Raw genomic sequence first — 13,932 nt, forward strand, 5'->3', positions numbered from 1 at the left:
TTTTTCTCGCGATGTTTAGACTTGAACAATCAGCAAGCAATGGAGATTGATGGTATGGAACCCATTCTTATCTACTCTACACAGAAAAAATTTAACGATAGTAGTTCAGACGATATGAGGTATGGCGATTTGCCGGATTCGTTTCTGCAAAACCACTTAAATTTGCGTGACGTATCCACAGTAGTCAATCCTTACACAATGGAGCTCATATCACCTTTCAACCATCCCCAGAATCGTTTTTACTTACCAACGCCCGGCAAAAAAATTAGTAAGCAAGAGTGTATAAGATTAATGTTCGATGATTTGAAGAAACTAGCGTTGCCTTTCTCTTTTTTAGGTCCTTACAATAGGATCATAAAAGAAATGTTTACTCATATGCAGACAACGAACGGTCATAGCTTCAATAATGCAACTTTAAATGCAGCGCTTAACCACAATATCATTTCTGATGACTCATCCAATAGCTCTCTGAAAAGAATCAAACAAATTTTAGACAAGAATATTGATTGGCAAACAAGGAAGTTGCCAGCTGAAGTAATACCACAAATAACATTAAACATTAAAGGTGGTGTTCTCCCAAAATTTACAGGGTTTAAAGATAACTTTAATGGTCTAGGTTTAGCTGTGCATGATACATACAGTACTGAAATTTACATTAATGAGCTTAACATTAATAATAGTGAATATAGTGCATCAATAAGATATAAAATCCAGGATCATTTCGGCTTAGATCAGAATGATATAAAAAGCTGGAAATTCAATCAGTTTTACTTTTTTAAAACATGGTTTGTATTACAAAGATCTAAGAGCTATGGATTTAAGCCATTCTTTACGAATATGGAAACAGTTGTGACAATCAAAGGGAAGAAAAATGCTTAAATTTAAATACTTGCTTTTCATCCTCGCCTTATTGGTTATTACCATTAGCTGCTTAAATCTCCCGAGAAAAGGTGAAATCATGGCCGTCGATCGTGAGTTGAACTTTGCTAACGTTGCGGTTAAGCATTTTCCCCTTACTGACAACGGGAAGGTAGATTGGTGGCGAGATCATAAACAGATCCTGAAGGAAAAATTCAGCATCCCTGTTCCGGCTAAAAACGGAGACTGGTATATCAGCGTTTGGAATTATGGCGACGGATTTAAGGCAAAACCAAATGGCGATATCAGAATTTTTAACGCTGATACCCAGGATATGCTGTGCTTCAACAATGATGACGGTAAATGCATCGACAAAGATCTACTGATGCGCATCGAGGGCAACAGGGATGGTAGTGTAGATATACAAGTCGGTGATAAAACGATAGCTATTAAGTCATAAATGCATAAGGCCCCATGTAAACTGGGGTCTTACTGAGCAAAGCCAAGGCTGGTTTGCGATTTAACCAGTGATCCACATCACACTCTTTTTCCCGTTCACGCCCCGTTAAAACCGCTTATCGCTCTCCTGCGACCGCTTACCCCTCACATTCAACCGCTCGACCACATATTGCCCGTTTTCTGCTCGCCGTTTGCCATGATCCTCAGGGAAAATTTATCAATTTAACGCCTCCTACTCCTGTAATCTTTTTCCTATAGCCAGGTCTGATATGGATAATAAAAAGCTACTCAAGCACATACCCTGGATGATCCTCGGGATCATCGGTGCTTTCTGTCTGGCGGTTGTCGCCTTACGGCGGGGTGAAAACGTAAGCGCCCTGTGGATCGTCGTCGCGTCGGTCTCCGTTTACCTCGTGGCTTATCGCTACTACAGCCTCTACATCGCGCAGAAGGTCATGAAGCTCGACCCGACCCGCGCCACCCCGGCGGTCATTAACAATGACGGCCTGAACTACGTCCCGACCAACCGTAACGTGCTGTTTGGTCACCACTTTGCCGCTATCGCCGGGGCAGGCCCGCTGGTCGGCCCGGTGCTGGCCGCACAGATGGGCTACCTGCCCGGTACGCTCTGGCTGCTGGCTGGCGTCGTGCTGGCCGGCGCGGTGCAGGACTTTATGGTGCTGTTTATCTCCTCCCGCCGTAACGGCGCTTCTCTCGGGGAGATGATCAAAGAGGAGATGGGTCCGGTGCCGGGCACTATCGCTCTCTTCGGCTGCTTCCTGATCATGATTATCATCCTCGCCGTACTGGCGCTGATCGTCGTTAAGGCGCTGGCGGAAAGCCCGTGGGGCGTCTTCACCGTCTGCTCCACCGTGCCAATCGCGCTGTTTATGGGGATCTACATGCGATTCCTGCGCCCGGGCCGCGTGGGCGAAGTGTCGGTGATTGGTATCGTGCTGCTGGTGGCCTCTATCTACTTCGGCGGCGTGATTGCGGCCGACCCGTACTGGGGCCCGGCGCTGACCTTTAAAGACACCACCATCACCTTCACCCTGATTGGCTATGCGTTTGTCTCCGCCCTGCTGCCGGTGTGGCTGATCCTCGCCCCGCGTGACTATCTGGCGACCTTCCTGAAGATTGGCGTTATCGTCGGCCTGGCCATTGGTATCGTGATCCTCAATCCAGAGCTGAAGATGCCCGCCATGACCCAGTACATTGACGGTACCGGTCCGCTGTGGAAAGGCGCGCTGTTCCCGTTCCTGTTTATCACCATCGCCTGTGGCGCCGTATCCGGCTTCCACGCGCTGATCGCCTCCGGCACGACGCCGAAGCTGCTGGCCTGTGAAACCGACGCCCGCTTTATTGGTTACGGCGCGATGCTGATGGAATCCTTCGTCGCGATTATGGCGCTGGTAGCGGCCTCAATTATCGAGCCGGGCCTCTACTTTGCCATGAACACCCCGCCTGCCGGTCTGGGTATCGTGATGCCGAACCTGCACGAGCTGGGCGGTGCGAACGCCCCGGCGATCATGGCGCAGCTGCAAGACGTTACTGCTCATGCCGCCGCTACGGTCAGCTCCTGGGGCTTTGTTATCACCCCTGAGCAGATCCTGCAAACCGCGAAGGATATCGGTGAACCGTCCGTGCTGAACCGCGCCGGCGGAGCGCCAACGCTGGCAGTCGGTATCGCCCACGTGTTCCACAAAATTCTGCCGTGGGCGGACATGGGCTTCTGGTATCACTTCGGCATTCTGTTCGAAGCGCTGTTTATCCTGACCGCGCTGGATGCCGGGACCCGCTCTGGCCGTTTTATGCTGCAAGATCTGCTGGGTAACTTCGTGCCGTTCCTGAAGAAAACCGACTCTCTGGTGGCGGGTATTATCGGTACCGCAGGCTGCGTGGGCCTCTGGGGCTACCTGCTCTATCAGGGCGTGGTGGATCCGCTGGGCGGCGTGAAGAGCCTGTGGCCGCTGTTTGGCATCTCTAACCAGATGCTGGCCGCCGTAGCGCTGGTGCTGGGTACCGTGGTGCTGGTTAAGATGCAGCGTACCAAGTACATCTGGGTGACCGTAGTACCGGCCGTCTGGCTGCTGATCTGTACCACCTGGGCGCTGGGGCTGAAGCTGTTCAGCGACAACCCGCAGATGGAAGGCTTCTTCTACATGGCGAACCAGTACAAAGCGCGTATTGCCGCCGGTAGCGAGCTGACCGCCCAGGAAGTGGCGAACATGAACCACATCGTCGTCAACAACTACACCAACGCCGGGCTGAGCATCCTCTTCCTGGTGGTGGTGTACAGCATCATCTTCTACGGCTTCAAAACCTGGATGAAGGCCCGCAACAGCACGATCCGTACGGATAAAGAGACGCCGTACGTGCCGGTGCCGGAAGGCGGCGTGAAGACCTCTTCACACCACTAATTAACGAAACGCCGGATGGTGCTGCGCTTATCCGGCCTACGTTTTTCGGCCCGGCAATCTTGCCGGGCTTTTGTAATATCAGGAACGCCACATGTTTGGTAACTTAGGTGAAGCAAAAAAGTATCTCGGCCAGGCCGCGAAAATGCTGATTGGAATTCCTGACTATGACAACTACGTTGAGCATATGAAGACCAATCACCCGGATAAGCCCTACATGACCTATAACGAGTTCTTCCGCGAGCGACAGGAAGCACGCTACGGCAGCGGCGGAAGCAGCTGCTGTTAGGAGACACTATGACACCCATTGCAGTAACGCTTCTTACCGGTTTTCTTGGCGCAGGCAAAACCACCCTGCTGCGCCACATCCTCAACGAACAGCACGGCTACAAAATTGCGGTCATTGAGAACGAGTTTGGCGAAGTCTCCGTTGACGATCAGCTGATTGGCGATCGCGCTACGCAGATCAAAACCCTGACCAACGGCTGCATCTGCTGCTCCCGCTCCAACGAACTGGAGAGCGCATTGCTGGATCTGCTCGACGGCCTCGACCGAGGCGATATCGCCTTTGACCGACTGGTGATCGAGTGCACCGGCATGGCCGATCCCGGCCCGATTATTCAGACCTTCTTCTCCCACGAGATCCTCTGCCAGCGCTACCTGCTGGACGGCGTCATTGCTCTGGTGGATGCGGTGCACGCCGACGGGCAGATGAACCAGTTCACCCTTGCCCAGTCCCAGGTAGGCTACGCCGACCGCATTCTGCTGACCAAAACCGACGTGGCGGGCAGCGCCGAGGCCCTGCGCGAGCGGCTACAGCGCATCAACGCCCGAGCACCGATCTATACCGTCACCCACGGTGACATCGACCTGGCGCTGCTGTTTAATACCAATGGTTTTATGCTGGAGGAGAACGTCGTGCCCGCGACGCCGCGCTTCCACTTTATGGCGGACAAGCAGAACGCTATTTCGTCTATTGTGGTGGAGCTGGACTACCCGGTAGAGATTGGCGCGGTCTCCCGGGTGATGGAGAACCTGCTGCTCAGCTTTGCCGAAAGGCTGCTGCGCTACAAGGGAATGCTGTGGATCGACGGCGAACCCAACCGCCTGCTGTTTCAGGGCGTACAACGCCTCTACAGCGCCGACTGGGACCGTCCCTGGGACGACGAGCCACCGCACAGCACGCTGGTGTTTATCGGCGTCCAGTTGCCGGAGGAGGAGATCCGAGCGGCCTTTGCTGAGTTAAAAACGCAGTGACTCGCGATATCTCGCAAACATTCTGGCGCTCGCCGCTGCTGCCATGGGTGGAGTTACGCTCCACCTGGCAGAGCCGCCAGGCATATAAGACGCACAGCCATGCCCAACTGTCGATCGGTGCCATCGTCGAGGGGCAAACCCGCTGCGTCTGTAATGACAAAACGTATCTGCTTTCGCCGGGAGATCTGATGATCATTCCCGCGCATGCCCCGCACAGCTGCAATCCGGTGGACGGGCAGCCTCGCAGTTACCATATGCTCTACATTGAAACGGATTTTCAGCCCGCGTCCCAGATTGTGCGGAGCGAATCCCTGTTCCGTCACTATCTGCAAGCCATTGAGAACCTCTCTTCTCAGGCAGTCGAGACGCTGCTCGCCGCACTTCCCGCTGAGCCCGCCCAACCTGCCACGCTGCGCCCTATCAGCCTGCAACTGCAGGAAACGCTGCTTGAGAACATGGTGGCTCCGCCCTCGTTGGATGCGCTGGCTCATCAGTTTTCCCTACGCAAAGAGACGCTGATCCGCACCTTTAAGCAGGATATGGGCCTGACGCCTATCACCTTTCTCAATAGCGCCCGGATTGAGTTTGCCAAAACGCGCCTGCGCGCCGGGGCGGATATTGCCGACGTTGGCTACCAAAGCGGCTTTGCCGATCAGAGCCACTTCCATAAGACCTTTGTCAGCTATACCGCAGCCACGCCGCGTCAGTACGCCACGGGCCGATCAATATCTGACAATAATTAATGCCCCGCACGCCGTAGGATGGCCTCAGGTTTACTCTCTGAGGCCGCTATGGATCTGTTACATACCCTGTTTCCCGCCGCGTTTGCCATGCTGGCGCTGTCACACTTTGTCGCCCTGCTCAGCCCCGGCCCGGACTTCTTTCTGCTGACGGGCTACGCTATCCGCTACCGCCTGCGCGGCAGCATCGGGCTGTGCGTTGGCATCGCCGCAGGCAACGCCGTCTACATTGCGCTGGCGATTATTGGCTGGAGTGAGCTACGGCGCTCACCCCTGCTGTTCTCCCTGATCGAAGTGGCCGGGGCGGCGTACCTGCTGTGGATAGGCAGCCAGCTTATTCGCAGCAGGCCGGGCAATCTCGCCCTACAAGGGGTCGATGCTGGCCGCCCGTCGCTGGTGAAGCAGGTGCTAATGGGACTGGCTTCGGCGCTGCTCAACCCGAAGAACGCCCTGTTCTACCTGGCGCTAATGGCCTCGCTGCTGGGGCCTAACGTTACGCTGCTCCAGCAGTCGGTAAGCGGCATCTGGATGGTCATCGTGGTGCTGGTGTGGGATCTGCTGGTGGTGATGCTGATTGGTTTGCCGCCAGTGCAAAAACGCCTCTCGGCGGCGGTGGTCGTTATCGAGCGGATCGCCGGTGCGGTGCTGATGGGGTTTGGGGTATGGATTTTAGCAACGTTGTTTTTTGCCGGACCCTAGGCCCGGCAAGTGTAAATCCTGCTGGCTACGGCATTACTCCACTTCACCCCGTCGCAGCCCTATATCCTTTAGCTGCTCATTGCTCATTTTTCGCAGGGTGCGCTGCGCCTGGCTCCGCAGATGCCATTTTTTTATCGCTCGCCAGAGGATGACAAAGCCGATAAAGGGTCTTTTACCTCTGTTTTCATGAAATTCCATTCTCTGCCTCCTCGCGTTGACTGAAGCTCTATTTTCAGCGAGAGAGGCATAAACAATACAGACTCACAAAACCATTTTGTTTTCCATACAGATGCGCTAAAACGGTATCTGAACAGCGTCATTAGCATAGATCTGTACTGATTTTTTAATCTGTATGGCAATGAATAAGGATACAGCATGGCACGGTATCAACGTCTGGCGGAGCTCTTAGCCGAGCGCATTGAGCAAGGCCTGTATCGCTATGGAGAAAAACTCCCGTCGGTGCGCAGCCTGAGCCAGGAGCATGGCGTGAGCATCAGTACCGTTCAGCAGGCATATCAGACCCTTGAAACGCGGCAGCTTATTACCCCGCAGCCGCGATCCGGCTACTTTGTTGCGCCGCGCAAGGTGCAGCCGCCTGTGCCGCCCATGTCGCGGCCGGTACAGCGTCCGGTAGAGATCACCCAGTGGGATCAGGTGATCGATATGCTCAAAGGCCACAAGGACAAAGAGATTATTCCTTTTAGCAGCGGCGCGCCGGATATCCAGCAGCCTAGCCTGCAACCGCTTTGGCGCGAGCTAAAACGCCTGGTACAGCATAACCTCGATGAGATCCTCGGCTATGACGCCCTGACCGGCCGCGTGGAGCTGCGGGAGCAGCTTGCCCGCCTGATGTTAGACGGCGGCTCGGTGGTGAGCGCGGAGGATATCATTATTACCAGCGGCAGCCAGAGCGGGCTTTCGCTTGCCCTGCTGGCGGTGTGCCGCCCTGGCGATATCATCGCTATTGAGTCCCCCACCTATTACGGCACCATGCAGCTTCTGCGCAGCCTGGGTTTCAAGGTCATTGAGATACCGACCGATCCAGAAACGGGTATGAGCGTGGAGGCGCTGGAGCTGGCGCTGGCCCAGTGGCCAATCAAGGGAATTATTACCGTGCCGAACTGTAATAACCCGCTTGGGTTTATTATGCCGGACGCGCGTAAGCGGGCGCTTCTTGCTCTTGCCCAGAGCCATGACATCGTCATTTTTGAAGATGACGTCTATGGCGAACTGGCGACTGACTACCCGCGCCCACGCACGATCCACTCCTGGGATATTGATGGCCGGGTCATGCTGTGCAGCTCCTTTACCAAAACCGTCGCGCCTGGCCTGCGCGTGGGCTGGATTGTGCCTGGGCGCTACCACGACCGGTTTTTGCAGATGAAGTACGCCATGGTCGGCAGCAACGTCCCGGTAACTCAGCTGGCGGCGGCCAGCTTTATCAAAGACGGACATTACCATCGTCATATCAGGCGGATGCGCCAGATCTATCAGCGTAATATGGAAATCTATACCTGCTGGGTGCGTGAGTATTTTCCGGAAGGGATCTGCATCACGCGTCCGAAGGGTGGGTTTATGCTGTGGGTGGAACTGCCCGAGCAGGTCGACATGGTCTGCGTGGCGCAACAGCTGTGCCGGCTGAAAATCCAGGTGGCACCGGGATCGCTGTTTTCAGCATCAGGGAAGTATCGCAACTGCGTGCGAATTAACTGCGCGTTACCGCCAAATGAGAAGCATCAGGCGGTGATGGAGAAACTGGGCAATGCGGTAAAGGTGGCAATGGAATAACCCCCTCCCTCGCGACAGGGGGCGTGGAAGTTACTTGCTGACGCTACTTACTCACCACTACCAGCTTCTGGTTCACAAACTCTTTGATCCCCAGATCCGACAGCTCGCGACCAAAGCCGGAGCGCTTAACGCCGCCGAACGGCAGTTCCGGTGCGGTATCGGTCAGGGAGTTGATGTAAACCATCCCAGTCTCGATACGTGACGCCAGGGCTTTTGCCCGATCGATATTCTGGCTAAAGATAGAGCCGCCCAGACCGTAGTTTGAGTCGTTCGCCAGCTGCACAACCTCATCATCATCTTTGACCACGTAAATCTGCGCCACCGGACCGAAGAACTCTTCAAAATAGGCCGGATTGTCGCGGGTGATGTGGGTCAGGATCGTTGGCTCGAAGAAGTTACCTTCGCGCTCAACGGGCTTACCGCCAAGATGCAGCTTCGCTCCGTTTTTCACCGCCTCGTTAACCTGCTTGGTCAGCGTTTCCAGCGCGTCTTTAGACGATAGCGGGCCTAAGGTCGTAGACTCATCCATCGGGTCACCGATCTTCACCTGGCGGAAGGCGTCGGTATATTTCTCCAGGAACTTATCTGCGATGGATTCCTGCACAATAAAGCGCTTCGCGGCTGTACAGACCTGACCGGCGTTTTGCAGACGCGCGGTGACGCCCACCTCAACGGCTTTATCCAGATCGCTGTCGTCCAGTACGACAAAGACGTCATTACCGCCCAGTTCAAGGGTCGCTTTCTTCAGCTTCTTGGCCGCCTGCGCTGCTACCGCGCTGCCTGCCGTTTCAGAGCCGGTCAGCGCTACGCCCTGAACGCGATCGTCAGCAATGATGTTGGACACCTGGTCCGAAGAGATAAACAGGTTGGTATACGCCCCCTCTGGCGCCCCCGCCTCTCGCACCAGCTGCTCGAAGATTTCCGCGCAGTGCGGCACGATGCTAGCATGTTTAACGATAATCGGGTTACCGGCAGCCAGGTTCGGGGCCAGAACGCGCATCAGCTGATAGTAAGGGAAGTTCCACGGTTCTACCGCCATCAGCACGCCGATGGGGTGATGCTCAACCCAGGCGTCGCCCAGATCGGAGTTGTATTTTACCGGCGCAAGGAAAGTATCGGCATTATCGGCATAGTAGCGCGCAATGCTCGCACACAATTTCACTTCTCCGCGGCTCTGCTCGATCAGTTTGCCCATCTCTTGGGTGGCAATTTTCGCCAGCTCCTCTGAACGTTCCTCCAGCAGATTGGCAAGCTTAAGCAGTATAGGTAGACGCTTCTCAATATCGCCCTTTGACCATGAGGAGTGGTATAGCGCATCCGCTTTTTTCAGCGTCGCCTCGATATCCGCATCAGTATGGGACGGATACTCTTTAACAAGCTGATTTGTGAATGGATTCACTGTCTGATAGGCCATCTCAAATACCTCCTGGTTAGCAGTAAAAGATGCTGATAAGGTTAATAAGGGTAGTTGAAATGTGTGATCGCGCATGGATTATCTGGCATAAACAGACGGTTCTGAGTCCTCTGCGAAGTAGAGAATAGCCCAGCATTTGCGCGATAGTACCTTCACCTTCTACGCTTAAACGCATGGATAAAATCACTGACTGTTCATCGGGAGAGATCATGAGCGAAGCCACTATTCGCGGTATGGACCATATCGGCATTACCGTACCGGACATCAAGCAGGCAACCACCTTCTTCTGTGCCGCCCTGGGCGCAGAGCTGCTCTATGAATCCGTCTCGCCTGGTCAGGAGATTGACCAGGACGCCCAGCAGCACACGCTGCGTCTTGCCCCTGGCACCCAGGTGAAAGCGGTCAGGATGCTGAAGCTGCACAACGGTCCGGGCATCGAGCTATTTGAGATGCAGGGGCCGGATCAGGACCAACCCCAGCGGGCCAGCGACTATGGTCTGCAACACTTTGCGGTCTATACCGATAATATCGAGCAGGCAACGCAGCGCTTCGAAGAGGCCGGCGGCAAGATGTTCACCGAGCCCAAGCCGCTTACCTTCCCTACCGAGTATGGCGACGGCAACCAGTTCTGCTACGGCAGCACGCCGTGGGGCGGCATCATTGAATTCATCTCCCGTCCCTCGCCGATGCCCTACGAGAAAGAGACCGCTTCGCGGCGCTGGAAACCCTGATCGGGATTTCTATTTAGTCGTCAGGGATCTATGATGAGTAGATGGATAAATTAGCCGAACTTAAACGCGCCAAGCGCCTGGCCCTGTCGCTGCTGCTGATCGCCGCGGCGACCTTTGCTACCACCCTGTTTCTGCCGCCCACCCGCCTGGTTGGCGCAGTGAAGGCCGTCGCCGAAGCGGCAATGGTAGGCGCGCTGGCCGACTGGTTTGCGGTGGTGGCGCTGTTCCGCCGCGTGCCGCTGCCCTTTATTTCCCGCCATACGGCGATCATCCCGCGTAATCAGGAGCGGATCGGCGATAATCTCGGCATCTTCGTGCAAGAGAAGTTTCTCGATACCCAGTCGCTGATCGCGCTGATTCGCCGTCACGAGCCTGCGCTGATGATCGGCTCCTGGTTCAGCCAGCCGGATAACGCCCGTCGGGTAGGTCAACACCTGTTGCAGGTGATGAGCGGCTTTCTCGATCTCACCGACGATGCCCGCATCCAGAACTTGCTCAAACGCGCCGTGCACAAGGCGATCGATAAGGTCGATCTCTCTGGCACCACCGCGCTGGTGCTGGAGAGCCTGACCAAAAACAACCGCCATCAGGTGCTGCTGGACTCGCTGATCGCCCAGCTTCTGATGCTGATCCAACGCCAGAGCACCCGCGACTTTATTGCCCACCACATCGTGCGCTGGCTGAAGACCGAGCATCCGCGTAAAGCGAAGCTGCTGCCCACCGAGTGGCTGGGGGAGCAGAGCGCGGAGATGGTCTCCAGCGCGGTGAACTCCCTGCTGGATGACATCAGCCATGACCAGGCCCACCAGATCCGCCAGGCCTTTGACAAAGCCACCCTGAAGCTTATCGATCGGCTGAAGCACGATCCGGAGATGGCCGCCCGGGCAGAGAGCACCAAGACCTACCTGAAAGAGGACGAAGCGTTTAACCGCTATCTGGGCGAGCTGTGGGGCGATCTGCGCAACTGGCTGAAGGCCGATATGGAGAGTGAAAACTCAAAAGTGCAGCTGCGCATCGCCGAGGCCGGACAGTGGTTTGGCGAAACGCTGGTGGCGGATAGCGCCCTGCGCGCCTCGTTTAATCAGCATCTTGAGCAGGCCGCTCAAAGTGTGGCCCCGGAGTTTGCCCAGTTCCTGACCCGCCACATCAGCGATACGGTCAAGAGCTGGGATGCAAAAGAGATGTCGCAGCAGATCGAGCTCAACATCGGCAAAGATCTGCAGTTTATCCGCGTCAACGGCACGCTGGTCGGCGGCACCATCGGGCTTATCCTGTGGCTCCTGTCACAGCTGCCGGGGCTGTTTGCCGGCTGATCAGGCGGGTGGCGGTATCACGTAACGCGTAGCCGCGAAGCGGTTGAGCAGCAGGTGAACCAGGAACACGAGCGTCAGGGTAATGAACAGCGACACGGTAACCGAGACGATACGGTAGAGATCGCTGAACACCAGATCCTGATTAGGGTGCATATTCTGGCCAAACATGATCCCAAGGGTGGTGATGCTGGCAAAGCCCACGCCCGCCCCCACCTTCTCCATGGTATGCAGCCGCGCACCCACCCCTAGCCCGAGACAGATCAGCGGCATCATCAGCAGCATATGGCTGCTGTGATCGTAGAGCACCAGCTGGATCAGCAGAATATAGACGCAGCCCAGCACCACGCCCGCGATTCGCCATATTGAGCTGAGCACTGCGCCACGGTAGCTCATCGGGAAGAGGCTGAGCACGCCCGCCATCAGCGCCGACAGCGAGTCGCTGAGGTTACACACCTGGAAGACGATAAAGATCACCGTTGCCACGATGCCGGAGAGCAGCGACTCATGGCGGATGCGGGCAGCGTCTTTCTCGATCACCGGTGGGCGCATACGCGGCTCGACGTCCGGGATCAGGTAGTGCAGCAGCGCGCTCAGGCAGACCGCCATCACGCAGGCCTCAATATTCGAAAAGAACAGCACGTGCCAGTCGTTAGTGGGATAGCTCATAAAGTTGAGCATCGTGCTCTGGCATACCACCCCCATCGAACCGAAGAGAAACAGCGGCCCCTGACTCATAAAGCGAAAGCGCACCACGTACAGGGCAAAGACCACCAGCGTCATGATCACCGGCCATTGCGACAGAAAGCCGATGATCAGCACCATCTCAATGCAGTTGATGACCGAGCTGAAGATAAACTGCCTCGCCACGTGGCCATTGAAGACCGGCACCAGCGACATCAGCATCAGCGGGTAGACCACAAAGAAGACGCCGTACTGAACGTTGTAGAAGCTCGAAATGCTTAACGCTAGCGTCCCCGCCAGCGCAATACGCAGCGTCTGGCGGAAATCGTTCGCCGAGTAGACGACCTTGTCGTGAGGCGAAAAAACGCGGGCCAGCGTACTAATAGACATAATGCAGCAAACTAACCAGGTGGATTTGCAGGCCGGAGAAGAAATGGGCAAACGGCCCTTCGCTGTTGTAGAGCTGAACGGTGGCGCGCGCCCCGGTTGGCAGCGGCTGCGCCAGCGGCTCATCCAGCACGACGTGGATACGCATTCGCTGGGCATCGCGCACCCAGCGGTTAGAGGTTTCCGGCTGGGATAGATCGCCGTTCACCGCCTCCTGGCCCGCCAGGATCCCAGCGTCGCGGGAGGTCACCCGAGCATGGAACACCTGGCCCGGCAGCGCATCAAAGACCACTGCGGCATCCGTCCCCGGTTTTGTATGGCGCAGGCTCTTCTCACGGAAGTCGGCCACGATATCGGTGTTATTGCTCACTAACGCCAGCGCTGCCGATCCGGCAGAGGCGTACCAGCCAGGGCTGAGCTGCAGGTTGCTGATGGTGCCATCCGCCTCGGCGCGGATCTGCGTCCAGCCCAGGTTAAGCTGCGCCTCTTCCAGCGCGTTCTGGTACTTCTGCAGGGTAACGTTATGCGCATCGTCCCGATCGCCGCGCTGAATGTGCAGCGCACGGATGTTTGCCTGTAGATTACTGACCGATTGCTCGCTGGACTGCCACGCGGTGCGAACCTTATCGAGATCCTGCTGGGAGACGTTCTGGGTGGTGCTCAGGCGCTGATAGCGATCGAAGGTGGCCTTGTCGTTGCGGGCTGTAAGCTGGGCGCTGGTCAGGCTCGCCTGCGAGGCGGCGATCTGCGCATCAAGCTGCTGGTTGGTCAGATGCGCCTGCCGCAGTGCAATCTGCGCCGCCTCCACGCGGTTGATAAACGGCGTACGATCCAGCTCAAACAGCAGATCGCCCTTCTTTACCTGGCTGTTGTTGTGCACATAGACCTGGGCGACATAGCCCGAGACGCGGGCGGAAACGGGCGACACCACGCGCATCACGGTGGAGTCCGGCGTCAGCGGGATCCAGATATCCGCAACGATAAAATAGACAAACATCAGCAGGAAAGAGGCAATACTGACCCTTACCCAGCGGGCGAATTTTTGTTCAGGCGTCATCATAATTATTATGTCTTACGGTGTTAATGCAGGTGATGCAGCGGCGCACCAGGCATGCCAGCGGCGTCGGTTGACAAAAGCGGGGTAAGCTAATGCTTATCAGGGAAACTATCAAGAAATGAACAGCTAAA

At 56.0% G+C, this 13,932-nt stretch carries 14 protein-coding genes; 10 read left to right on the forward strand and 4 right to left on the reverse strand.

The features are described 5' to 3' along the window. Positions 1-54: 54 nt before the first annotated feature. The 7 genes from EV102420_RS02160 to EV102420_RS02190 all read left to right on the forward strand — a co-directional run bounded on the left by EV102420_RS02160 (position 55) and on the right by EV102420_RS02190 (position 6,430). Complete coding sequence (locus EV102420_RS02160) at positions 55-879, forward strand: DUF3289 family protein (RefSeq protein WP_165570642.1); 825 nt, start codon at positions 55-57, stop codon at positions 877-879. After that, the gene (locus tag EV102420_RS02165) at positions 872-1,318 is read left to right on the forward strand and encodes a DUF943 family protein (RefSeq protein ID WP_042388295.1); all 447 of its coding nucleotides are present in this window, start codon (positions 872-874) and stop codon (positions 1,316-1,318) included. The genes EV102420_RS02160 and EV102420_RS02165 overlap by 8 nt, the downstream gene beginning before the upstream one ends. A gap of 268 nt (positions 1,319-1,586) precedes the next feature. Further along, positions 1,587-3,737: a carbon starvation CstA family protein gene (locus EV102420_RS02170; RefSeq protein WP_042388297.1), complete on the forward strand. Its 2,151-nt coding sequence runs from the start codon at positions 1,587-1,589 to the stop codon at positions 3,735-3,737. Between the two features lie 91 nt (positions 3,738-3,828). Next, positions 3,829-4,023, forward strand: a complete 195-nt coding sequence (locus EV102420_RS02175; protein ID WP_042388298.1) for a YbdD/YjiX family protein — start codon at positions 3,829-3,831, stop codon at positions 4,021-4,023. Positions 4,024-4,031: 8 nt separating this feature from the next. Then, entirely contained in the window at positions 4,032-4,991 is a 960-nt protein-coding gene (yjiA, locus tag EV102420_RS02180) for a GTPase (protein ID WP_042388299.1), read from the forward strand. Then, a complete protein-coding gene (locus EV102420_RS02185) occupies positions 4,988-5,734 on the forward strand; it encodes an AraC family transcriptional regulator (protein WP_042388301.1) in 747 nt (248 codons plus the stop codon). Before yjiA ends, EV102420_RS02185 begins: the two co-directional genes overlap by 4 nt. 48 nt (positions 5,735-5,782) lie before the next feature. Continuing rightward, entirely contained in the window at positions 5,783-6,430 is a 648-nt protein-coding gene (locus EV102420_RS02190; protein WP_042388302.1) for a LysE family translocator, read from the forward strand. Between the two features lie 33 nt (positions 6,431-6,463). Here the strand turns inward: EV102420_RS02190 and EV102420_RS21030 are convergent, their stop codons facing one another. Continuing rightward, complete coding sequence (locus EV102420_RS21030) at positions 6,464-6,628, reverse strand: DUF1127 domain-containing protein (RefSeq protein WP_072015171.1); 165 nt, start codon at positions 6,626-6,628, stop codon at positions 6,464-6,466. Positions 6,629-6,805: 177 nt separating this feature from the next. On the opposite strand from EV102420_RS21030, the gene EV102420_RS02195 reads away from it, so the two are divergent. Then, the gene (locus EV102420_RS02195; protein ID WP_042388303.1) at positions 6,806-8,218 is read left to right on the forward strand and encodes an aminotransferase-like domain-containing protein; all 1,413 of its coding nucleotides are present in this window, start codon (positions 6,806-6,808) and stop codon (positions 8,216-8,218) included. A 43-nt stretch (positions 8,219-8,261) separates the two neighbouring features. Here the strand turns inward: EV102420_RS02195 and EV102420_RS02200 are convergent, their stop codons facing one another. Beyond that, positions 8,262-9,632, reverse strand: a complete 1,371-nt coding sequence (locus tag EV102420_RS02200) for an NAD-dependent succinate-semialdehyde dehydrogenase (protein WP_042388306.1) — start codon at positions 9,630-9,632, stop codon at positions 8,262-8,264. Positions 9,633-9,841: 209 nt separating this feature from the next. On the opposite strand from EV102420_RS02200, the gene EV102420_RS02205 reads away from it, so the two are divergent. Together EV102420_RS02205 and EV102420_RS02210 are read left to right on the forward strand one after the other, a co-directional pair. Continuing rightward, on the forward strand, positions 9,842-10,363 hold the full coding sequence (locus tag EV102420_RS02205; protein ID WP_042388308.1) for a VOC family protein: 522 nt from the start codon (positions 9,842-9,844) through the stop codon (positions 10,361-10,363). Positions 10,364-10,404: 41 nt separating this feature from the next. Next, on the forward strand, positions 10,405-11,676 hold the full coding sequence (locus EV102420_RS02210; RefSeq protein ID WP_042388309.1) for a DUF445 domain-containing protein: 1,272 nt from the start codon (positions 10,405-10,407) through the stop codon (positions 11,674-11,676). Here the strand turns inward: EV102420_RS02210 and EV102420_RS02215 are convergent, their stop codons facing one another. Beyond that, on the reverse strand, positions 11,677-12,747 hold the full coding sequence (locus EV102420_RS02215; protein WP_042388313.1) for a DUF2955 domain-containing protein: 1,071 nt from the start codon (positions 12,745-12,747) through the stop codon (positions 11,677-11,679). Continuing rightward, positions 12,737-13,804: an HlyD family secretion protein gene (locus tag EV102420_RS02220; RefSeq protein WP_042388314.1), complete on the reverse strand. Its 1,068-nt coding sequence runs from the start codon at positions 13,802-13,804 to the stop codon at positions 12,737-12,739. Before EV102420_RS02220 ends, EV102420_RS02215 begins: the two co-directional genes overlap by 11 nt. Between the last annotated feature and the right edge of the window lie 128 nt (positions 13,805-13,932).

Origin of the sequence: Pseudescherichia vulneris NBRC 102420 (genome assembly GCF_000759795.1) — a bacterium.
Classification (GTDB): Bacteria; Pseudomonadota; Gammaproteobacteria; order Enterobacterales; family Enterobacteriaceae; genus Pseudescherichia; species Pseudescherichia vulneris.